Origin of the sequence: Sinomonas halotolerans, from assembly GCF_039615075.1 — a bacterium.
GTDB classification, from domain to species: Bacteria; Actinomycetota; Actinomycetes; order Actinomycetales; family Micrococcaceae; genus Sinomonas; species Sinomonas halotolerans.
Genome location: NZ_JBDFRB010000006.1, coordinates 176,842 through 198,234, shown reverse-complemented (window position 1 = coordinate 198,234; position 21,393 = coordinate 176,842). Strand labels below are relative to the sequence as shown.

Genomic DNA, 21,393 nt, shown 5'->3' with positions numbered 1-21,393 from the left:
CGCGCCGGTCAGCCCTCGTCCCGTTCGCGCTGTGACGTCGCCCAGGCGGCGGGGCCCGTGCTCCCCGCGGCGTAGTCCTCGAGGGGGACCTCGTCGGCGGCCCAGGCCTGAAGGACAGGCTCGACGATCCGCCAGCAGTCCTCCGCGGTGTCGCCGCGCACCGAGAGGAGCGGGTCGCCGTCGAGCACGCCCTCGAGCACCTCGCCATAGGGGAGGAGGTCAGGGGCGTTCAGGTCGGCGTCGAGCGTGACACGGTTCAGGGTGAGGACGTCGCCCGGGCCGTTCACGTCGACGTCGAGCTCGAGGGTGTCCGGGCCGAAGCCGATGCGCAGCCGGGTCGGGGAGTCTGTACCGCGGAAGCCGTGCGGGAGGTGGGGGACGGGCCTGAACGTCACGATCGCCTCCTTGCGGCGCGAGCCTAGCCCCTTGCCGGAGCGGAGCACGAAGGGGACGCCGGCCCACCGCCACGACTCGACCTCGACCGTGATCTCCGCGAGCGTCTCCGTGCCCCGCGCGGGGTCCACACCCGGCTCGGCGGCGTAGTCGGGGACCGTGCGCTCCCCGATGGCCCCGGCCGTGTAGCGCGCGCGGCGCGTGGACGCCGAGAAGGGCTCGGGCACCCGCGCCGAGCGGAGCGCGGTGGTGATCGCATCGCGCAGGTCGCGCTCGTGCAGGGCGGCGGGGACGTCGATCGCGAGCAGGGCGAGGATGTGCAGCAGATGGCTCTGGATCATGTCCCGGAGCGCACCGGCGCCGTCGTAGTAGCCCGCGCGGCCTTCGAGGGCAAGGTCCTCGTCGAACACGATCTCGACCTTCTCGATGTGGTCGCGGTTCCAGACCGGCTCGAGGATGCGGTTGGCGAACCGCAGCCCGAGGATGTTCAGCACCGTCCCCTTGCCCAGGAAGTGGTCCACGCGGAACACCTGCTGCTCGGGCACCAGGCGGCGCAGGAGGGCGTTGAGCTCCGCGGCCGATTCCCCGCCGGTGCCGAACGGCTTCTCCATGACCAGCCGCGTCCCAGGGGCCAGCCCGTCCTCCGCGAGCCGTTCGCAGGCCAGGACGGTGATGCGGGGCGGGAGGGCGAAGTAGACAGCCACCGGGCCCTCGAGCGAGGCGATGAGGCCGGAGAGCACGCCCGGCGCGGTGACGTCGGCCTGGTGGTACGTGCTCTCGGCCCGCACCCGCTCGAGCGTCTGCCGGCCCGCCGTGTCGGCACCTTCCGAGGCTTTGCCCGTGGCCTCGTGCACGCGCTGCGACCACTGCTCTGCGGACCAGTCCTCGTGCCCGGCGCCCACCACGGAGAGCCCCGGATGGCGCCCGGTCGCGAGCAGCTGGGCCAGACCGGGGAGCAGGAGACGGCCGGTCAGGTCGCCGGATGCGCCGAGGATGAGCAGGGTCCTCGTCTGCGCCGTGCTCCCCGCCCGGGCTGTGCTGTCGGTGCGTTGCGCTGCGCGCTCGTGCGCGCTCTCCGCTGTGCTGTCTTCTGTGCGGTCTCTCGTGCGGGCGGTGGCCGGGTCCTCGGTCGCAGTCACCCGGCCAGCATGCCATCGACCAGTGGGCAGTTGGTACCCTTGGAAGGCTGGAGCCGGGGCGGGCTGCGAGCCTGCTCCGATTCCTCCGGAACGAGTCGCTACTGAAAGAAGTGCACCCCGCGTGTTCAATTCCCTCTCGGATCGCCTGAGCGCCACCTTCAAGAACCTGCGCGGCAAGGGCCGGCTGAGCGAAGCGGACGTCGACGCCACGGTCCGCGAGATCCGCCGTGCCCTCCTCGACGCCGACGTGGCCGTGCCCGTCGTACGCGACTTCGCGGGCAGGATCCGCGAGCGCGCCCTCGGCGAGGAGGTCTCTGGCGCGCTCAACCCGAGCCAGCAGGTCGTCAAGATCGTCAACGAGGAACTCGTCGGCATCCTCGGCGGTGAGACACGCCGGCTGCGCCTCGCGAAGAACCCGCCGACCGTCATCATGCTCGCCGGCCTCCAGGGCGCGGGCAAGACGACCCTCGCCGGCAAGCTCGCTAAGCACCTCAAGGGCGAGGGGCATTCGCCGATCCTCGTGGCCGCGGACCTCCAGCGTCCCAACGCCGTCACCCAGCTGCAGGTAGTGGGCCAGCGCGCCGGCGTCGCGGTCTTCGCGCCGCACCCGGGCGTGCAGTCCGAGCTCGAGGCCGCGACGGGCGACCCGGTCGCCGTCGCCCGTGAGGGTGTCGAGGAAGCGCGCCGGAAGCTCCACGACATCGTCATCGTGGACACGGCGGGCCGGCTCGGCGTGGACGCCGAGATGATGCAGCAGGCGGCGGACATCCGCGCGGCGATCACCCCGGACGAGGTCCTCTTCGTCATCGACGCCATGATCGGCCAGGACGCGGTCAACACTGCCAAGGCCTTCGAGGAAGGCGTGGACTTCACCGGCGTCGTGCTCTCGAAGCTCGACGGCGATGCGCGCGGCGGTGCGGCGCTCTCCGTCGCGTCGGTCACCGGCCGCCCGGTCATGTTCGCCTCGACCGGTGAGGGCCTGGACGACTTCGAGCTCTTCCACCCGGACCGCATGGCCTCGCGCATCCTCGACCTCGGTGACGTGCTGACGCTCATCGAGCAGGCCGAGAAGAGCTGGGACAAGGACGAGGCCGCTCGGATGGCCAAGAAGTTCGCCGACCAGGAGGACTTCACTCTCGACGACTTCCTCGCCCAGATGCAGCAGATCCGCAGGATGGGCTCGATGAAGAAGATGCTCATGATGATGCCGGGAGCCCAGAACTTCCGGCAGCAGCTCGAGCAGTTCGACGAGCGCGAGATCGACCGCGTCGAGGCCATCGTCCGCTCGATGACCCCCCATGAGCGCGTGGCCCCCAAGATCATCAACGGCTCGCGCCGCGCCCGCATCGCGAAGGGCTCGGGCGTGCACGTCTCCGAGGTGAACGGCCTGCTCGAGCGGTTCGGCCAGGCGCAGAAGATGATGCGCAAGATGGCCGCAGGCGGAGGGATCCCCGGAATGCCCGGGATGGCCGGCATGGGCGGCAGCCGCAAGCCCGCTGGCAAGAATGCCAAGAAGAAGGCCAAATCCGGCAACCCGGCCAAGGCGGCCCAGGAGCGTCGCGAGGCGGAGGCCCGCCGGGCTGCAGGACCGCAGCAGGCGGCCGCTCCCGGATCGGCGTTCGGCGGCTCCCAGCTGCCCGAGGACTTCGACCCGTCGGCGCTGAACCTGCCCAAGGGCTTCGAGAAGTTCCTCGGCAAGTAGCCGCCACTCCGGCACCCCGCTCTCCCGTCTCGGGTACGGGTCAGACTCGGGTACGGGTCAGACTCGGGTACGGGTCAGACTCGGGTACGGACCACGACGCAGAATAGGCATTCCGGGTACGCGGCCGCGTACCCGGAATGCCTTTTTGGCGTCTGGATCTCACACGTAGACAGAGCCGATCTCCGCGCGCCCATGGTGCGCCCCGAACGCGGCGCCGAGATGCTGTACCCGGAACTGGCGGGGGCGGGGCGGGAGGCGGCCTCGCCTACTCCGGGGCTCCGACGGCGATCGTCTCCGGCAGGTAGACCTTGCCGCCGTGGGCGAGGAACTCCTCGCTCTTCTGGCGCATCCCTGCGGCGATGTCCACGAGCTCCTCCTGCGCCGCCTTGGTCCCGAACTCGTTGCGGATGTCCTGGGAGATGCGCATCGAGCAGAACTTCGGCCCGCACATCGAGCAGAAGTGCGCGGTCTTCGCCGGCTCGGCGGGCAGGGTCTCGTCGTGGAACGCCTCGGCCGTCGCCGGGTCGAGGGACAGCGAGAACTGGTCCTTCCACCGGAACTCGAAGCGCGCCTTGGAGAGGGCGTCGTCGCGCTCGTGGGCGCCGGGGTGGCCCTTGGCGAGGTCCGCGGCGTGCGCGGCGATCTTGTACGTGATGACGCCGGTCTTGACGTCGTCCTTGTTCGGCAGGCCGAGGTGCTCCTTGGGCGTGACGTAGCAGAGCATCGCGGTGCCGTAGCGGGCGATCTCCGTCGCGCCGATGGCCGAGGTGATGTGGTCGTAGCCGGGCGCCACGTCCGTCACGAGGGGGCCGAGCGTGTAGAACGGGGCGCCGTCGCACAGCTCCTGCTGGCGCTCGATGTTCTCGCGCACGAGGTGGAACGGGATGTGGCCCGGGCCCTCGACCATGACCTGTACGTCGTACTCCCAGGCCCGCTTCGTGAGCTCGGCGAGCGTGTCGAGCTCGGCGAACTGCGCGGCGTCGTTCGCGTCCGCCGTCGAGCCCGGGCGCAGCCCGTCGCCGAGGGAGAAGGCGACGTCGTACTGGGCGAAGATCTCGCACAGCTCGTCGAAGTGCGTGTAGAGGAAGTTCTCCTGGTGGTGTGCGAGGCACCAGCCGGCCATGATCGAGCCACCGCGCGAGACGATGCCGGTGACCCGCTCGGCCGTGAGCGGGACGTAGCGCAGGAGCACGCCCGCGTGGACCGTCATGTAGTCCACGCCCTGCTCACACTGCTCGATGACCGTGTCCCGGTAGATCTCCCAGGTCAGCTTCGACGCGTCGCCGCTCACCTTCTCGAGCGCCTGGTAGATCGGCACGGTCCCGATCGGCACCGGGGAGTTGCGGATGATCCACTCGCGGGTCGTGTGGATGTCGTCCCCGGTCGAGAGGTCCATGACGGTGTCCGCGCCCCACTTGGTGGCCCACTGGAGCTTGTCCACCTCCTCCTGGATGGAGGAGGTGACCGCCGAGTTGCCGATGTTCGCGTTGATCTTCACGAGGAAGGCCTTGCCGATGACCATCGGCTCCGACTCGGGGTGGTTGATGTTGCTGGGGATGATCGCCCGGCCCGCGGCGACCTCGCTGCGGACCAGCTCCACGTCGCAGTTCTCGCGCAGGGCGACGAAGCGCATCTCGGGAGTCACGACGCCGGCGCGCGCGTAGTGCATCTGCGTCACCCGGCGCCCGGCCTTGGCGCGCCGCGGCACGGGCTTCGTGCCCTTCCACTCGGACGACGCCGCCCCTCGCCGCAGTGCCGACCGCCCGTCGTCGAGCAGGTTCCTCGCGCGGCCCTCGTACACCTCGGTGTCCCCGCGCTCCTCGATCCACGCGCTGCGGCAGGGCGGCAGCCCTACGACGGGATCGCTCCCGGGCCCGGACGTCCGGTACACCCGCAGCGGCGCGTTGGACTCGCCGCCGGGGGAGTCGTCCAGCGCGATCTCCGTGACGGGGACCCTGATGCCGTGCTCGGCGTCCTCGACGAACGCGAGCGAGTGGGCGGGGTGCTGTTCCATGTCAGATGTGCTCTGAGTCTTCTCCAAGGGAGTTCTCACTTCCTACGCCGGCATGACCCGGACAGGTTCGACGGTCGCAGGCCGCGTCAGCCTGATCTCAGCCCTTGCGAGGGCACCCGTGTGGACGCTTGAGGCTAGCGCGCGCCGCGCCCGGGCGGCAACCGCCCGCCGTTGCGTGAAGCCGGCAACAGGCGCGGAAATGCCCAGACAGGGGATACCCGGACTTGATTGAAGCTTCAAGTAAACGTACGATTGATGCATCGCCCACCTCCAGGAGCAGCCGCCATGACCGCGAACCCGCAGGACCTCCTTCCCGCCGACCTCACGATGGGCACCGTGATGCTCAAGGTCGGGGACATGAAGCTCATGCTCGACTACTACGAGCGCGCGCTCGGGCTCGTCCCGATCGCCGAGACGCTCGGAGGCGTGGTCCTCGGCCGCCGCTCAGTCCCGCTCGTCCACCTGAGCCCTGCGGCGGGCCTCGCGATCCCCGCGCGCGGAGAGGCGGGGCTGTTCCACACCGCGCTCCTCTTCGGCAGCCGCGCGGACCTCGCCGCTGCGGTCGCCTCGGCCGCGCAGTACGACCCGCGCCTCTACCAGGGCAGTGCGGACCATCTGGTCTCCGAGGCCTTCTACTTCAGCGACCCCGAAGGCAACGGGATCGAGCTGTACTTCGACAAGCCCCGAGAGTCGTGGACGTGGGACGGGGGCCAGGTGGTGATGGACAGCCTGCCGCTCCCTCCGCAGGCGTTCCTCAGCAGCAACCTCACCGAGGCCTCGGTGGGCGGGCAGCGCGAGGCGGCTGCCGGCGTCGGCCACGTCCACCTCCAGGTGGGCGACGTGCAGACCGCCCACGCGTTCTACGTCGACGCGCTCGGGTTCGAGCGGACCGCGGGCTGGCACGGGCAGGCGCTCTTCGTCTCGGCGGGCCGCTACCACCACCACATGGCCATGAACGTGTGGAACTCGCGGGGCGCGGGGCCGCGCAAGGACACTCTCGGACTCGGGGAGGTCCTCATCCACGTCCCCGCCGAGGACGACCTGCTCGCGGCGGCGGACCGCCTGCGCGTGGCCGGGGTGCCGAGCCACCACACGGGTGCCGAGCTGCGCTTCGAGGATCCCTGGAAGAACCGTATCCGCATGGCCCTCATGGAAGCCTGACCCTCCCTGCGCTACGCTCAACGTGTCCGCCCGGCAGAGGGCGGCACGCGGGGCCTCGGCACCGCGCCATACGCCAGCACGTGCGTCCGGGACTGGGCCCCAGGCCTGGGCGCACCCGCCGCAGAGGGGGAAGAAGTGTCCGCTCCCAGTCCCTTCGCCGAAGTCTTCGTCTCCACGCATGCCGATGCGCTCGCCCGCGCCGCGCGGCTCGACGCGGGGGACACCTCCGACGACGGCGCAGGCCTGCGCCTCCCCGGCGTCTCCGACTACGAGATCGAGCAGCTCGGCAGCCTCGTCGGCGCCGCGGTCCATGCGCCGGGAGGCGACTACGAGCTCACGATGGTCGACGTCGCGAGCGACTCCCTCCTCGCAGTCCCCGCCTCGATGGTCCGCGCCCTCGCCGAGCTCCTCGCGTACGAGTCCGGCGAGGAGGAGGGCGACGCGGTCGAGCGTGTCGCCTCGGCGTGGGCCGAGCAGGAGGACCTGCCGTTCGACGCCCGCGAGGCCTACGACTACGTGGAGCAGCTCGCGAAGCTCGCCGCCGACGTCGACGATTCCGACCACCAGGAGCTCTTCGTCTGGGCTGGCACCTGACCCGTTGTCCGGATCGCGGCCCTGCGCGCGGCGCGCGGCGGGCCCGGCATGCGAGAGCGCCTGTCATCTGGCACAATGGACAGGTACTCGATATGCACGGCCCCCTCTCTCCGTGCGCATCTTGTCAACTTGAGATCCCTGACGAAGTACGGCCCGCCCCACGGGAGCGGAAAAGCCGGGGTTCGACCCATGTGCAGATACAGGAGTGACCACAACCGTGGCCGTTAAGATTCGACTCAAGCGCTTCGGCAAGATGCGCGCCCCGTACTACCGCATCGTCGTCGCGGACTCGCGCACCAAGCGCGATGGCCGTGCCATCGAGGAGATCGGCAAGTACCACCCGACCGAGGAGCCCTCGTTCATCGAGGTCAACTCCGAGCGCGCCCAGTACTGGCTCGGCGTCGGCGCCCAGCCGACCGAGCAGGTCGCTGCGCTGCTGAAGATCACGGGTGACTGGCAGAAGTTCAAGGGCATCGAGGGCCAGGAGGGGACGCTCAAGTCCCCGAAGGCCAAGGACGCCTACGTGGCTCCCGAGAAGGGCTCCGTGATCCTCCCCGAGGCGATCACCCCGAAGGCGTCCAAGGACGCCGAGGAGGCCCCGGCCGAGGCCGCCGAGACGACCGAGGCTGAGTAGCTTGCTGGCCGAGGCCCTCGAGCACCTCGTCCGCGGCATCGTGGACAGCCCGGATGACGTCACCGTGCAGTCCAAGGCCAACCGGCGGGGAGACATCCTTGAGGTCCGCGTCCACCAGGACGACCTCGGCCGCGTAATCGGCCGTCAGGGCCGCACTGCCCGTGCGCTGCGCACGGTGATCGCAGCCCTCGCCGAGGGCGAGTCGGTGAGGGTCGACGTCGTCGACACCGACCGCCGCCGCTGATTCGGCCCGCCTGCCCGCGCAGGCAGGCCCCCGGCCCCGCCGCCCGCTAGGGTGGTGGGGCCGGAGGCGTTTCCACCTCCCGTGCGCTGCCCGCTTCCGCGGCGCGCGCCCCTTCGATGCCCAGGAGCAGCGCACACGATGCAACTTCAGGTAGCCAGGATCGGCAAGCCGCACGGAATCCGCGGTGAAGTGACCGTCCAGGTGCTCACGGACGCGCCCGAGGAGCGGTTCGTCCCCGGCGCGGCGTTCATCGTCGAGCCCGCGTCGCTCGGCCCCCTCACGGTGCGCGCCGCCCGCTGGAACAAGGACATCCTCCTGCTCGCCTTCCGAGAGGTCGCGGACCGGAACCGCGCCGAGGAGCTCCGCGGTGCGAAGCTCTTCGTCGAGTCAGAGGCCCTCGAGGACGGGGACGAGGACGGCTGGTACGAGCACGAGCTCGTCGGCCTCGAGGTCCAGGTCGGCGGACGCGCCGTCGGGAAGGTCGCGGCGCTCCAGACGATGCCCGTCCAGGACCTGCTCATCGTCGACACGCCTCAGGGCGAGGTGCTCGTGCCCTTCGTCGAGGAGATCGTGCCGGAGGTCGACACCGAACGCGGCGTCGTCGTCGTGACCCCGCCGCCGGGGCTCTTCGAGCTCAACCGCGAGGACACGGGCAGTGCCCCGGGGGGCGGCGCCCCCGCCGATGGCGGGCCCGGTGCCCAGCCGGAGCCGGGGGCCTAGGTGCGCATCGACGTCGTCAGCATCTTCCCCGACTACCTCGCGCCGCTGAAGCTCTCGCTCCTGGGCCGCGCGCAGGAGGACGGCCTCCTCTCGATCGCGATCCACGACCTCCGCGACTTCACCTCGGACCGCCACCGCACCGTGGACGACACGCCGTACGGCGGCGGGGCAGGGATGGTCATGAAGCCGGAGCCGTGGGCGCTGGCGCTCGAGCGCGTGCTCGAGGAGCAGCGCCCCGCGCAGGACGCGGGAACGGACGGGCCCGGCGAGGCCGCACCAGGCACGGCCGCCTCCGGCGCGGACGACGCCGCCGCGCAGCCGGGCGGGCGGCGTCGCCCGGTGCTCGTGGTCCCCTCGCCCGCGGGAGAGGTCTTCACCCAGCGCATGGCGTACGAGCTGGCCGAGGAGCCGACCCTCGCGTTCGCGTGCGGCCGCTACGAGGGCATCGACGAGCGGGTCCTGGACTGGGCCCGTGAGCACTTCGAAGTGCGGCCCGTGAGCCTGGGGGACTACGTGCTGAACGGGGGAGAGGTCGCGGTGATGGCCATGGTCGAGGCCGTGGGCCGGCTCGTCCCCGGTGTGGTCGGGAACCCGGAGTCGCTCATCGAGGAGTCGCACTCGGACGGGCTCCTCGAGTACCCCGTGTACACGAAGCCGTCCTCATGGCGCGGGCACGACGTCCCGGAAGTCCTGCTCTCCGGCAACCACGGGAGGATCTCCCAGTGGAGGCTCGAGCAGCAGCTGCGGCGCACCGCGGCCCGGCGGCCGGAGCTCCTCGAGGGGGCGGACGCGGCGGCATTCGGGAAGCCCGAGCGTGCCGTGCTGCGCGAACTCGGGTTCGAGGTCGCCGACGGGCGCGTGCACCGGCCCTGAATGGCATGCGGGGTTCCGGCTGTGGCAGAATGGAGCGTTGTGTCTGCCGGGGTGCGGGACCTGCCACAGGGGGCCCTTCCCAACGGAATGGACACACCGCCTGGCCGGGGCTTTCGGCTGGCGGAGGAGAATTGGGCCGGGCCGCTCGGATGCGGTGCCGGCCTCACACCAAAGCGAGTGTCCTGTGGCATTCGCCAGGAGAAGATCATGCACATTCTCGACGCTGTCGACGCCGCCTCGCTGCGCTCCGACATCCCGGCGTTCGCTCCCGGTGACACCCTCAAGGTGCACGTGAACATCATCGAGGGCAAGAACTCCCGCGTCCAGGTCTTCCAGGGCTTCGTCGTCGGCCGCCAGGGCCACGGCGTGCGCGAGACCTTCACGGTCCGCAAGGTCTCCTTCGGTGTCGGTGTCGAGCGTACCTTCCCGGTGCACTCCCCGATCATCGAGAAGATCGAGGTCGTGACCAAGGGCGACGTGCGCCGCGCGAAGCTCTACTACATGCGTGAGCTCCGCGGCAAGGCCGCGAAGATCAAGGAGAAGCGCGACTACAGCTCCGCGAAGTAGCCTCGGCTGCCCGCACGCTGCACAGCGCCATCCCATGGCATCCCCTGAACGCCAGTCCCGCCTGCGGGGCTGGCGTTCAGTCGTCCTGGCCCTCGCCCTCGCCCTGGTCGTCTGGGGCGTGGTGCGTGCCTTCTTCGTGGACGTGTACTTCATCCCCTCTGGATCGATGGAGCCGCTGCTTGCCCCCGGGGACCGGATCGCGGTGGCCCGCGGCTCCCTCGCGGGCGATCCCATCGCACGGGGGGACGTCGTGGTCTTCGACGGACGCGGCTCGTTCGCGCCCCTCGAGAGCGGCCGCGGGTGGGCCGCGGACTCCGTCCGCGCCGCCGCCGAGTGGTTCGGCCTCGTCGCGAGCGAGACCGTGTACGTCAAGCGCGTGGTCGGCGTGGAGGGCGACCGCGTGCGGTGCTGCACCGAGGACGGACGGCTCACTGTCAACGGAGAGCCGTCCGACGAGCCGTACCTCTACCCGGGCGACGCTCCGAGCGAGCACCCCTTCGACGTCGTCGTGCCCCCCGGGCGCCTCTGGCTCCTCGGCGACCACCGCTCGGCGTCCGCGGACTCCCGTTCTCTCCTCGGGGCGCCCGGGGGAGGCATGGTCCGCGCCGACCGCGTGATCGGGCGGCCGACCGCGATCCTCTGGCCCCTTGATAGATTGGGCGCGTTGAGCGCCCCGAGCACCGAGAAGGACACCCAGTGACAAGCACCCCGGGAACGGGATCATCCGAGGCCGAGGGAGCCGGGGCCGTCGAACGCCGCACCCGCGGCACCTCTCCCGAGAAGCGGGAGAAGAAGGGCGGGCTGCTCGCGTGGCTCAAGGAGATCGGCATCATCGTCGCGGTGTCGGTGATCCTCTCCTTCCTCATCAAGACCTTCCTCTTCAAGGCGTTCTACATCCCCTCGGAGTCGATGGTCCCGACCCTCGAGGAGAACGACCGGATCTTCGTCAACCTCCTCGTCCCGCGGGCGTTCCCGCTCGAGCGCGGGGATGTCGTGGTGTTCCGCGACTCGAAGGGGTGGCTCCCGGCCGCGCCGCAGAACGGCACGAACCCCGTCCAGGAGGCGCTCGAGTTCGTCGGCCTCCTGCCGGACACGTCCGAGCAGCACCTCATCAAGCGCGTGATCGGCCTCCCCGGCGACCGCGTGGTGTGCTGCGACGCGGACTCCCGGATCACTGTCAACGGAGCGCCGCTCACAGAGCCCTACGTCAACCCGGCCGAGGTGCCGCGCCCCGTCGCCTTCGACGTCACGGTGCCCGAGGGCACCGTGTGGGTCATGGGGGACAACCGCAACCACTCGTCCGACTCCCGCTTCCACGACGAGGCGCAGCCGGGCTCGGGCTTCATCTCGATCTCGGACCTCGAGGGCAAGGCCGCCGTCATCGCGTGGCCGCTCAACCGCCTCCGCGCACTGGACAACTACCCGGACACGTTCGCAGGCGTACCGTGAATACTGTGAGCGGCTCCATCCTGCCCGCGGGCGTGCGGCGGACGACCGGGCCCGGCCGTGGCCCGGCGCCCACGCTGCGCTTCGTCAACCGGTTCGCGGGCGAGTTCGGCCCTCTCGTGGCCGGATGCGACGAGGTGGGCCGCGGGGCCCTTGCCGGCCCGGTGACGGTCGGCGTCGTCGTCGTCGATGCGCGCAGCGTCGTGACGCGCACCGTGCTGCGGGACAGCAAGCTCCTCGCTCCCGAGCGCCGGGTCGAACTCGTGCCGCTCGTGAGGTCCTGGGCCGTGGGCTCGGCTGTCGGGCACGCCTCGCCCGAGGAGATCGACACGCTGGGGCTCATGGCGGCGCTCCGGCTCGCGGGAGTGCGTGCCCTCGCCGACCTCGGCGCGGCAGGCGTGGTGCCGGACATCGTCCACCTCGACGGCAACTACGACTGGCTCACCTGCGGCGGCCAGGGCCAGCTCTTCGGAGACGGAGTCGAATTCCCGTCGGTGTCCGTGCGCACCACCGTCAAGGCGGACCTGAAGTGCCAGGCCGTGGCCGCCGCGAGCATCCTCGCCAAGGTCGAGCGGGACGCGCTCATGGTGGAGCACGGCACACGCGACCCCCGGTTCGGCTGGTCCGTCAACAAGGGCTACGCCACAGCCGAGCACCGGGCGGCCCTCGCGCAATTCGGTCCCTCGGCACTGCACCGGCTGTCCTGGCGGCTGGGAGCGGAGGGAGAAGCGCCGCACGACGACGCGCCCGCCGACGTGCCCATCGATGCCTCTGGGGGAAGATAGTACGCATGAGTGCCGAAGACCTTGAGAACTACGAGACCGATATGGAGCTGCAGCTCTACCGCGAGTACCGGGATGTCGTCTCGCTGTTCAGCTACGTGGTGGAGACGGAGCGCCGCTTCTACCTTGCGAACCACGTGGACCTGCAGGCCCGGTCGGCCGATGGCGAGGTGTACTTCGACCTGACCCTCCAGGACGCGTGGGTGTGGGACGTCTACCGGACGGCGCGCTTCGTCAAGAGCGTGCGGGTCATCACCTTCAAGGACGTCAACGTCGAGGAGCTGCCCAAGGCCGAGGACCTCGGCCTGCCCAAGGACGGCGGCCTCGCCGGAGGCCTTGGCCCGGGCGGGATCGGCCGCTGACCGGGCCTGAATCGTCCTCCACAGGCACCCGTCCGGGCGTGTCGTCCACATAGCGCGGCCCGGGGTCCCGCGTGTTCGCGCCGCGGACGAGTCTTGTCCCATGAGAGCGAAAGACAGACTCGGTCAGCGGGGAGAACGCCTCGCGGAGGCATACCTGCAGGAGCAGGGCATCGCGGTCCTGGACCGCAACTGGCGGTGTCGGGACGGCGAGCTGGACATCGTCGCAGCGGAGGACGGCTGCCTCGTCGCGGTCGAGGTCAAGTCCAGGCGGAGCCTGGACTTCGGGCATCCCTTCGAGGCGGTGGACGCGTCGAAGCTGGCCCGCCTCGTGCGGCTCCTGGCCGCCTGGGCGCAGGCGCACGGGGTCCGTTCGGCCAGACGCCGCGTCGATGTCGTCGCGGTCACCGGAGCGGCAGGCGAGCTGAGCCGCATTGAGCATCTCCGGGGTGTCGCGTGAGCGGGGTGGGGAGGGCGCTCGGCGTCGCGCTGGTCGGCCTGAACGGCTACCTCGTGGAGGTCGAGGCGGACATCGGCCAGACCCTGCCGAACTTCGTCGTGCTGGGGCTGCCGGACTCGGCGCTCAACGAGGCCCGGGAGCGGGTCCGCAGCGCGGCCCGCAACAGCGGGCTCCCGCTGAGCCGGCGGAAGATCACCGTCAACCTCGTGCCGGCCTCGCTGCCCAAGCGCGGAACCGGATTCGACCTGGCCATCGCTGTCGCGTCCCTCGCAGCCGCGGGGGACCTGAGACCCCCGGCAGGTGCCGTCTTCCTCGCCGAGCTCGGGCTCGACGGGCGCCTGCGGCCCGTCCGCGGCGTCCTCCCCGCTGTCATGGCCGCGGTCCGGGCGGGCCGGCCCGACGTCGTCGTCGCGGCGGACAATGCCGAGGAAGCGCAGCTCGTCCCCGGCGCAGTCGTCCATGCGTATGACTCATTGGGACACCTCGCGCTCGATCTCGGCGCCGATCCCGCGGCCGTCCGCCTTCCCCCGGTCGACGCCGCCGGGCCCGCGCCCTCGCCGGCCCAGGGCCCGGGGACGCTCTCCGCCCCGGACCTGAGGGACGTGGCAGGCCAGTCCGAGGCACGTGCCGCCCTCGAGGTCGCGGCTGCGGGCGGACACCACCTGCTGTTCGTCGGGCCACCGGGAGCCGGCAAGACCATGCTCGCAGAGCGGCTCCCTGGGATCCTCCCGGACCTCGACGACGAGGCCGCGATGGAGGTCACCGCCATCCACTCCCTGTCGGGCGATCCGCGTGGGGCGCGGGAGCTCATCCGCCGGCCGCCCTTCGAGAACCCACACCACACGGCGAGCGCTCCCGCCATCATCGGCGGGGGCTCGGGCGTTCCGAGGCCAGGCGCGGCGTCGCGCGCGCACCGCGGGGTCCTCTTCCTCGACGAGGCGCCCGAGTACGAGCCGCGCGTTCTGGACTCCCTCCGACAGCCGCTCGAGAGCGGCGAGCTCGTGCTCCACCGGGCCGCCGGGGCAGCCGCGTACCCTGCGCGCTTCCAGCTCGTCCTCGCCGCGAACCCCTGCCCCTGTGGCCAGGGAGCGGGAAAGGGGCTCGCGTGCACCTGCACTGCCCAGTCGAAGCGGCGGTACTTCGGCCGCATCTCCGGCCCCCTCCTTGACCGCGTGGACATCCAGCTGGAAGTCCGGAAGGTGACGTCGACTGATTTCGGCACCGCTGGGGGCTCCGAGCAGAGCTCGGCTGTTGCCGAACGGGTGCGTGAAGCCCGGCGCCGGCAGGCAGAGCGGCTCGGACCCTTCGGCCTCGAGACGAATGCGCAGGCCCCCGGGCGGCTCCTGAGGGGACAGCTCCGGCTCGACCCCCGCGCCACACGCTCGCTCGAGCGCGCCATGGCAGCGCATACGCTCACGGCGCGCGGATACGACCGGGTCCTGCGGCTCGCGTGGAGCATCGCCGACCTCGGCGGTGCCGACCGGCCGGGCGAGGACGAGATAGGCCAGGCGCTGCTCCTGCGGCAGTCGGGGGCAGCGGCATGAGCGAATGGACGTGGAGCATCAGCTGCCAAGACGCCGGAGCTGAACGGGCAGCGGGCACTCGCGCCTCGGACGACGTCCGCCTTGCTCGCGCGGCCCTCTCCCGGCTCTTCGAGCCCATGGACCAGGTCGGGCTGGCCCTGGTGGAAGCCGTGGGACCCGTGGAGGCGCTCCGGATCGCTGTCGGCGAGCACAGCCTCGAGGGGCACCACCTCGCGCCCGGAGGTGTTGCCGCCCTGGCGGCGGGGCGGGAGCGGTGGCGTCCGCGCGCAGGCTCGCTCGCCCCGGACCGCGATCTCGAGACCCTGGCCCGATTCGGGGGTCGGCTCGTCGTCCCCGAGGACGCCGAATGGCCTGAAGCGCTCGGCGCCCTCGGTGGTGACGCGCCCCTGTGCCTCTGGGTCCGCGGGGAAGAGCCGCTCCCGGCCATGGACCGGGCAGCCGCGGTGGTCGGCTCTCGGGACGCTACCGGGTACGGGCTCTCGGCGGCGGGGGAGATCGCCAAGGGGCTCGCGGACCGCGGGGTCACCGTCGTGAGCGGCGGCGCCTACGGAATCGACGGTCAGGCGCACCGAGCCGCCTTGGCGTCGTCGTCACCCGCGGTCCCTACCGTGGCGGTCATGGCAGGGGGTGTGGACAGGTATTACCCCTCCGGACACGAGGACCTGCTCAGGGAGATTGCACGCCGGGGGCTGATGGTGTCCGAGCTGCCTCCGGGTGCCTCACCGACCAAGCATCGCTTCCTGAAGCGCAACCGCCTGATCGCAGCACTCACGGCACTGACGGTCGTGGTCGAGGCCAGATGGCGCTCGGGGGCCCTGAGCACGGCCCGGAGGGCCATGGAGCTGGGTCGGCACGTCGCGGCGGTGCCGGGGTCGGTGTACAGCGCCAATTCGGCGGGCTGTCACCGCCTGCTGCGCGAGGGCGCGCTCTGTGTGACCGACGATCAGGAGGCCTATGAGCTCATCGCGCCGGCGGGGCAGGGCCTGGCCGAGGAGCACAGGGGCGTCACGGCAGCCCACGACGGGCTCTCGCTCGTCGATCTCATGCTGCTCGATGCCCTGCCGGCCCGTCGCGGTGCTGAGGTCGAGAGCCTCGCCCGAACGGCAGGACTGAGCGAGGCCGAGGTGCGGGCCGGGCTCGGCAGGCTGGCGCTCATGGGGATGTGCGGTCGCACCTCAGGAGGATGGCGGCGGACTGACCAGAAGTGAAGACTGCCCCGACCGGCAGGCCCGCGCGTGTCGGCTTGCCCCCGGCGCGGGCGCGCGCGAGAGTGTCGTCCGTGGGAGAACAGGCGGTGGCCGAGCCAACGGACATGGCGGCGGGATTCGGGGCACCGCTCGAGGCGTTCCTCCGGCACCTCGCCCTCGGTCGGAGCCGGTCCGAGCACACCGTGCGGGCCTACCGGTCCGACCTTGTCGCGTTCCTCTCGTCGGCCACGGCTGATGGCGCATCGGCACTCGAGGACCTCGACCTCGGAATGCTGCGCCGTTGGCTGGGGAAGCAGAACGCCGCAGGCCTCTCACGCGCCACACTGGCCAGGCGGACGGCAGCGCTGCGCGCCTTCAGCGCGTGGGCCGTCCGCGAGGGGCTGCTCGAAGCCGACCCGGCGACGCGGCTCGCCGCGCCGCGCAGGGGGAAGCACCTCCCGGACGTGCTCCATCGGGACCAGATGGAGCGTGCGCTCGATTCGCTCACGGCGGCCTCCGAGGACGGCGGGCCGGTGGCCGTCCGCGATCTTGCGCTCGTCGAGCTCCTGTACGCAACCGGGGTCCGCGTGGGGGAGCTCGTGGGCCTCGACGTGGACGATGTCGATCTGGGCAGGCGCACTGTCACGGTGCTGGGCAAAGGCAACAAGCAGCGGACCGTGCCCTTCGGTGTGCCCGCCGCGGGCGCTCTCTCGCGGTGGCTGGCATGTCGCCACGCCCTGGCCGGGGAGGGGAGCGGGGCCGCCCTGTTCCTCGGGGTGCGCGGCCGGCGGCTCGGGCAGCGCCAGGCGAGGGTTGTCGTCGACCGCACACTGGAGGCCCTCGGCGACACGTCCGCGCGCGGTCCCCACGCACTCCGCCACACGGCGGCAACGCACCTCCTCGACGGCGGCGCGGACCTGCGCAGTGTCCAGGAGGTCCTCGGCCATGCGAGCCTCGCGACGACCCAGCTCTACACCCACGTCTCGGTGGAGCGGCTCAGGAAGAGCTATCTGGCCTCGCATCCCCGGGCCTGAAGGGGCGCGCCGACGCGCGGATGTACTGGCGTTGTGGTCCAGTGATCCGGCAGAATGGTCGCGGGCTGCCGTTTCCGCCGCAAGGGGGCGTGGCGGCAGCTCTGACAACCGCATAGCCACAGGTCGAGCAGTGCACCGCCTGCTGACGGTCGTAGGGGAAGACGTACCGGCAGCGATGGAGGATGGAATGTCTGCAGTGATGACCCGTGGTCTGCTGTTCGTGCACTCAGCACCGAGCGCGCTGTGTCCCCACGTCGAGTGGGCTATCGGCTCGGTCGTCGAGAAGCGGACGGATCTCGACTGGACGGCTCAGCCTGCCGCTCCGGGAATGTTCCGTGCCGAGCTCTCGTGGGTCGGCGTCCCGGGCACGGGTGCCAAGCTCGCCTCAGCCCTGCGCGGCTGGGCACACCTGCGCTACGAGGTGACCGAGGAGCCAAGCCCCGGCGTCGACGGAGCGCGCTGGTCGCACACGCCAGAGCTCGGTATCTTCCATGCCATGACCGACGTCCACGGCAACATCGTCATCTCCGAGGACCGGGTGCGGTACGCCTACGAGACAGGGGCAGGAGACCCTGCCGCCGTGTACCACGAGCTCTCCCTCGCACTCGGAGAGGCCTGGGATGAGGAGCTCGAGCCCTTCCGCCACGCCGCCGAGGGCGCGCCCGTGCGCTGGCTCCACCAAGTGGGCTGACCTCCGGACCGGAACCGGCGGGGGCGTCGCATGCGAGGCAGCCGCTGCCCAGAGAACCGCCGCGGGGGAGACGCAGGAGGCGCTGGGACTGCTCGCACAGTCCCAGCGCCTCTTCGCTTCGAAGCCCCGCAGGATCAGACGCTGCGTACCACGATCACGGCGTTGTGGCCGCCGAACCCGAAGGAGTTGCTGAGCGCCACGATGTCGCCCTGGGGCAGGTCGCGGGCCGTCGTGACGACGTCGAGCGGGATCTCGGGATCCTGGTTCTCGAGGTTGATCGTCGCGGGCGCCTTGCGGTCGTGGACGGCGAGGACGGTGAGGACTGCCTCGACGGCGCCGGAAGCGCCCAGAAGGTGGCCCATCTGGGACTTGGTGGCCGAGACGGCGACCCGGTCCACGTGACCGCCCAGCGCCGCCTTGAGCGCCGTGTACTCGGGCTTGTCTCCGACCGGAGTCGAGGTGGCGTGCGCATTGACGTGCACGATGTCCTCCGGCTGGACCCGTGCATCGAACATCGCAGCCTTGAGCGCCCGGGTGGCGCCGAGGCCCTCGGGGTCAGGCGCCGTGATGTGGTAGGCGTCTGCGGTCACCGACGTCCCGGCGAGCTCGGCATAGATGCGCGCGCCGCGTGCGAGGGCGTGCTCCTCGGCCTCGAGGACGAGTGCGCCGGCACCCTCGCCCATCACGAAGCCGTCGCGATCGATGTCGTAGGGGCGCGAGGCGCGCTCTGGCTCGTCGTTGCGCTTCGAGAGCGCCTGCATGGATGCGAAGGCGGCGAGGGGCATGGGGTGGATGGCGGCCTCGGCGCCGCCGACCATGACGACGTCGGCCTTGCCGGAGCGGATGAGGTCCTGGCCCACGCCCATGGCCTCGGTGCCCGAGGCGCACGCGGACACGGGGGTGTGGGCGCCGGCGCGCGCGCCGAGGTCGAGGCTCACGGCGGCGGCGACGCCGTTGGGCATGAGCATGGGAACGGTCATGGGCAGCACCCGACGGGGCCCCTTCTCCCGCAGGGTGTCCCACGCGTTGAGGAGGGTCCAGACACCACCGATCCCGGTCGCGAAGGCGACGGCGAGCCGGTCGTGGTCGACGTTCTCGATCCCGGCGTCCTTCCACGCCTCGCGGGCAGCGATGACGCCGTACTGCGTCGAGGGGTCCATGCGCTTCATCTCGACGCGGCTGAGGACGTCCTCGGACGGGACCGTGAGCTTGGCGGCGATCTTGACGGGGAGGTCGAATTCCTCGACCCAGTCGTCGGTGAGCCTGCTGACGCCCGAAACGCCCTTGAGGGCGTTCTGCCACAGGGTGGGAACGTCTCCGCCGATCGGGGTCGTGGCACCGAGTCCGGTCACAACAACTTTGCGCGCCATGCTTCGCTCTTCTCAGGGTCTCGCGTCGGGCCAGCCGCGCTGGGTGCAGTCAGGCTGGCAGGAACAGGGAGGGTGGCCAGCGCGCGTGGGCGCCGGCCACCCAGAACGCACTTAGGCCTGGGCCTTGGCGATGAAGTCGACGGCGTCGCCGACGGTCGCGAGGTTCTTGACCTCCTCGTCCGGGATGCGGACCCCGAACTTCTCCTCCGCGTTGACCACGATGGTCATCATCGAGATCGAGTCGATGTCGAGGTCGTCGGTGAAGGACTTGTCGAGCTCGACCGCGTCCGTCGCCAGGCCCGTCTCCTCGTTGATGATCTCGGCCAGACCCGCGAGGATCTCTTCGTTGCTAGCCATGTCGGCTCCTTTTCTCGAATGTCCCGGCGGTCTGCCGGATCAGGGGGTTCAAGCCGCTCGTGCGACTTGGCATTCGGGCGCCCGCGGGCGGACACCCTCGTCTTACGGGAGGACCACGACCTGCGCCCCGAAGACCAGGCCGGCGCCGAAGCCGATCTGGAGGGCCAGCCGGCCGCTGAGCTCGGGGTTCTCCTTCAGCAGCCGGTGCGCTGCGAGGGGGATCGAGGCAGCGGAGGTGTTGCCGGCGTCGGCAATGTCGCGGGCGACGAGCACGGTTTCCGGCAGCTTGAGCTGCTTGACCATCTCGTCGATGATCCTCATGTTCGCCTGGTGCGGGATGAATGCTGCGAGGTCCTCGGCTCCGATCCCCGCGGCATCGAGTGCGCGCTGGGCCACCTTGGCCATCTCCCAGACGGCCCATCGGAACACCGACTGCCCGTCCTGGCGGAGCGTGGGCCAGATCTTGGCCTCGGTGCCGAGCACCGCAGCCGCATTCCCCGCGCCATCGCGTTCCGCTTCCTCGGAGAGGTCCCGGACGTCGAGGAGAGAGTGCGTCATGCCGATCGCGTTGGACTTGCTCCCGTCGGAGCCCCACACGGAGGGGCCGATTCCGGGGGTGTCCGAGGGCCCGATCACGACGGCTCCGGCACCGTCGCCGAGCAGGAAGGAGATGGTCCGCTCAGTGTTGTCGATGAAGTCGCTCAGCTTCTCCGCGCCGACCACCAGGACGTACTCGGCCGCCCCCGAGTGCACGAGGGCGTCTGCCTGCGCCACGCCGTAGCAGTAGCCGGCGCACGCCGCAGAGATGTCATACGCGGGGGCCGGGGTGGCGCCGAGCCGGTCGGCGAGCTCGGCCGCCGCGGAGGGTGTCGCGTAGGGGTGGCTGACAGTGGAGACGACGACGGCGCCGAGCTGGCTGCCGTCGATGCCCGCCGAGGCCATGGCCTCCCGGGCTGCGCCCTCGGCCATGTCGATCACGCTCACGTCCGCGGGAGCGCGGTGGCGGGTGACGATGCCGGTGCGCTGCCGGATCCACTCATCCGAGGAGTCGATCCACTGGCATACGTCGTCATTGGTGACGATCACGCTCGGCCGGTAGGCCCCGATGCCGTGGATACGGGTGAACGGGGTGGCGGGAGCCTGCCGGAGGACGGGGGCGCTCATGCACTCTGCTCCTGCTGGTCGGCGTCGGCCGAGAAGAGGGCCAGCGCGGCGTCGAGGTCCCCGGGCGCCTTGACTGCGGCCGTCTTGACGCCCTTCATGCCCCGCTTGGCGAGTCCCACGAGGGTGCCCGCTGGCGCGAGCTCGACCACGCCGGTCACCCCCTTGGCCAGCAGGGACTCCATGCAGAGGTCCCAGCGGACCGGGCGGGAGACCTGGGCGATGAGGCTGTCCACTGCTGCCTCGCCGGCCGTGACCTCCTGGCCGTCGAAGTTCGACAGGAGGGGAACGGTCGGATCGGCGACGGCGAGGCTCGGGCGGAGCGCCCGCAGGTCCTCGACCGCAGAGGCCATGTGGTCGGTGTGGAAGGCGCCGGCCACCTTGAGCGGGACGACACGGGCCTTGGCCGGCGGCTGGGCGGCGAGCGCCTCGAGCTGCTCGAATGTGCCCGCAGCCACGATCTGGCCCCCGCCGTTGACGTTGGCGGGCTGGGCGCCGGCCGCGGCGATGGCGGCGAGGACCTCGTCAGGGTCCCCGCCGAGCACGGCGCTCATGCCCGTGGGGGCCACGGCGGCAGCACGCGCCATGCCCTGGGCACGGACCGAGGTGAAGCGCATGGCGTCCTCGGGCGTCAGGACTCCGGCGAGGGCCGACGCCGTGATCTCGCCGACGGAGTGGCCCGCGAGGACGACGGGAAGGTCGCTGAGCGCCACATCGAAGAGGGCCTCTGCCGCAGCGATGCCCGAGGCGACGATGAGCGGCTGGGCCACCGCGGTGTCCTTGATGGTCTCCTCGTCGGAGGTCGTGCCGTGGGCCACGAGGTCGAGGCCCGCGACCTCGCCGAGCGCGCCGAGCCTGTCGGCGAAGCCCGGAAGCTCGAGCCACGGAGCGAGGAACCCGGGCGTCTGGGAGCCCTGTCCAGGGCAGACAATTGCTAGCACGTATCCAGCTTTCCAAATCA

At 71.1% G+C, this 21,393-nt stretch carries 23 protein-coding genes and 1 riboswitch; of the genes, 17 read left to right on the top strand and 6 right to left on the bottom strand.

The genetic code is table 11. The features are described 5' to 3' along the window. Positions 1-8: 8 nt before the first annotated feature. Positions 9-1,394, bottom strand: a complete 1,386-nt coding sequence (locus ABCQ75_RS09385) for a glucose-6-phosphate dehydrogenase (RefSeq protein WP_427916082.1) — start codon at positions 1,392-1,394, stop codon at positions 9-11. A 259-nt stretch (positions 1,395-1,653) separates the two neighbouring features. Between ABCQ75_RS09385 and ffh the strand changes: the two genes are divergently transcribed. Next, positions 1,654-3,234 carry a signal recognition particle protein gene (ffh, locus tag ABCQ75_RS09380; RefSeq protein ID WP_345884965.1) on the top strand — a complete coding sequence of 527 codons (1,581 nt, stop codon included), beginning with the start codon at positions 1,654-1,656 and terminating at the stop codon, positions 3,232-3,234. A 265-nt stretch (positions 3,235-3,499) separates the two neighbouring features. Here ffh and thiC read toward each other — a convergent pair whose 3' ends face one another. Then, complete coding sequence (thiC, locus tag ABCQ75_RS09375; RefSeq protein ID WP_345884963.1) at positions 3,500-5,248, bottom strand: phosphomethylpyrimidine synthase ThiC; 1,749 nt, start codon at positions 5,246-5,248, stop codon at positions 3,500-3,502. A 22-nt stretch (positions 5,249-5,270) separates the two neighbouring features. After that, positions 5,271-5,378, bottom strand: a riboswitch (TPP riboswitch). A gap of 155 nt (positions 5,379-5,533) precedes the next feature. On the opposite strand from thiC, the gene ABCQ75_RS09370 reads away from it, so the two are divergent. The 16 genes from ABCQ75_RS09370 (at position 5,534) to ABCQ75_RS09295 (ending at position 17,544) form a co-directional block, all read left to right on the top strand. After that, positions 5,534-6,409 carry a VOC family protein gene (locus ABCQ75_RS09370; protein ID WP_345884962.1) on the top strand — a complete coding sequence of 292 codons (876 nt, stop codon included), beginning with the start codon at positions 5,534-5,536 and terminating at the stop codon, positions 6,407-6,409. 135 nt (positions 6,410-6,544) lie between these two features. Next, on the top strand, positions 6,545-7,003 hold the full coding sequence (locus tag ABCQ75_RS09365) for a hypothetical protein (RefSeq protein WP_345884961.1): 459 nt from the start codon (positions 6,545-6,547) through the stop codon (positions 7,001-7,003). A gap of 217 nt (positions 7,004-7,220) precedes the next feature. Then, positions 7,221-7,637: a 30S ribosomal protein S16 gene (gene rpsP, locus ABCQ75_RS09360; protein ID WP_345884959.1), complete on the top strand. Its 417-nt coding sequence runs from the start codon at positions 7,221-7,223 to the stop codon at positions 7,635-7,637. 1 nt (position 7,638) lies between these two features. Next, complete coding sequence (locus tag ABCQ75_RS09355) at positions 7,639-7,881, top strand: RNA-binding protein (RefSeq protein ID WP_345884957.1); 243 nt, start codon at positions 7,639-7,641, stop codon at positions 7,879-7,881. Between the two features lie 138 nt (positions 7,882-8,019). Further along, entirely contained in the window at positions 8,020-8,601 is a 582-nt protein-coding gene (gene rimM / locus ABCQ75_RS09350) for a ribosome maturation factor RimM (RefSeq protein WP_345884955.1), read from the top strand. Beyond that, positions 8,602-9,474, top strand: a complete 873-nt coding sequence (gene trmD, locus ABCQ75_RS09345) for a tRNA (guanosine(37)-N1)-methyltransferase TrmD (protein ID WP_345884953.1) — start codon at positions 8,602-8,604, stop codon at positions 9,472-9,474. A gap of 207 nt (positions 9,475-9,681) precedes the next feature. Next, entirely contained in the window at positions 9,682-10,041 is a 360-nt protein-coding gene (gene rplS, locus ABCQ75_RS09340; protein ID WP_345884951.1) for a 50S ribosomal protein L19, read from the top strand. Positions 10,042-10,075: 34 nt separating this feature from the next. Beyond that, positions 10,076-10,741 (top strand): signal peptidase I, encoded by a 666-nt coding sequence (gene lepB, locus ABCQ75_RS09335; RefSeq protein WP_345884950.1) that lies wholly within the window; start codon positions 10,076-10,078, stop codon positions 10,739-10,741. Continuing rightward, entirely contained in the window at positions 10,738-11,490 is a 753-nt protein-coding gene (lepB, locus tag ABCQ75_RS09330; RefSeq protein WP_345884948.1) for a signal peptidase I, read from the top strand. The genes lepB (ABCQ75_RS09335) and lepB (ABCQ75_RS09330) overlap by 4 nt, the downstream gene beginning before the upstream one ends. Positions 11,491-11,495: 5 nt before the next feature. Continuing rightward, positions 11,496-12,272, top strand: coding sequence for a ribonuclease HII (locus tag ABCQ75_RS09325; RefSeq protein ID WP_345884947.1), 777 nt, complete (start codon positions 11,496-11,498; stop codon positions 12,270-12,272). A 5-nt stretch (positions 12,273-12,277) separates the two neighbouring features. Beyond that, positions 12,278-12,631: a DUF2469 domain-containing protein gene (locus tag ABCQ75_RS09320; protein WP_345884945.1), complete on the top strand. Its 354-nt coding sequence runs from the start codon at positions 12,278-12,280 to the stop codon at positions 12,629-12,631. Positions 12,632-12,731: 100 nt separating this feature from the next. Continuing rightward, the gene (locus ABCQ75_RS09315) at positions 12,732-13,088 is read left to right on the top strand and encodes a YraN family protein (RefSeq protein ID WP_345884943.1); all 357 of its coding nucleotides are present in this window, start codon (positions 12,732-12,734) and stop codon (positions 13,086-13,088) included. After that, positions 13,085-14,632: a YifB family Mg chelatase-like AAA ATPase gene (locus ABCQ75_RS09310; protein ID WP_345884941.1), complete on the top strand. Its 1,548-nt coding sequence runs from the start codon at positions 13,085-13,087 to the stop codon at positions 14,630-14,632. Before ABCQ75_RS09315 ends, ABCQ75_RS09310 begins: the two co-directional genes overlap by 4 nt. After that, positions 14,629-15,840 (top strand): DNA-processing protein DprA, encoded by a 1,212-nt coding sequence (dprA, locus tag ABCQ75_RS09305; protein ID WP_427916075.1) that lies wholly within the window; start codon positions 14,629-14,631, stop codon positions 15,838-15,840. The genes ABCQ75_RS09310 and dprA overlap by 4 nt, the downstream gene beginning before the upstream one ends. A gap of 104 nt (positions 15,841-15,944) precedes the next feature. Beyond that, a complete protein-coding gene (locus ABCQ75_RS09300; protein WP_345885034.1) occupies positions 15,945-16,853 on the top strand; it encodes a tyrosine recombinase XerC in 909 nt (302 codons plus the stop codon). A gap of 187 nt (positions 16,854-17,040) precedes the next feature. After that, entirely contained in the window at positions 17,041-17,544 is a 504-nt protein-coding gene (locus tag ABCQ75_RS09295) for a DUF3145 domain-containing protein (protein WP_345884938.1), read from the top strand. 134 nt (positions 17,545-17,678) lie between these two features. Here the strand turns inward: ABCQ75_RS09295 and fabF are convergent, their stop codons facing one another. The 4 genes from fabF to ABCQ75_RS09275 form a co-directional block, all read right to left on the bottom strand. Continuing rightward, complete coding sequence (fabF, locus tag ABCQ75_RS09290; protein ID WP_345884936.1) at positions 17,679-18,914, bottom strand: beta-ketoacyl-ACP synthase II; 1,236 nt, start codon at positions 18,912-18,914, stop codon at positions 17,679-17,681. 111 nt (positions 18,915-19,025) lie between these two features. Then, positions 19,026-19,271, bottom strand: coding sequence for an acyl carrier protein (locus tag ABCQ75_RS09285; protein ID WP_345884934.1), 246 nt, complete (start codon positions 19,269-19,271; stop codon positions 19,026-19,028). Positions 19,272-19,373: 102 nt separating this feature from the next. Next, a complete protein-coding gene (locus ABCQ75_RS09280) occupies positions 19,374-20,435 on the bottom strand; it encodes a beta-ketoacyl-ACP synthase III (protein ID WP_345884933.1) in 1,062 nt (353 codons plus the stop codon). Beyond that, positions 20,432-21,373 carry an ACP S-malonyltransferase gene (locus ABCQ75_RS09275; protein ID WP_345884931.1) on the bottom strand — a complete coding sequence of 314 codons (942 nt, stop codon included), beginning with the start codon at positions 21,371-21,373 and terminating at the stop codon, positions 20,432-20,434. The genes ABCQ75_RS09280 and ABCQ75_RS09275 overlap by 4 nt, the downstream gene beginning before the upstream one ends. Positions 21,374-21,393: the final 20 nt, after the last annotated feature.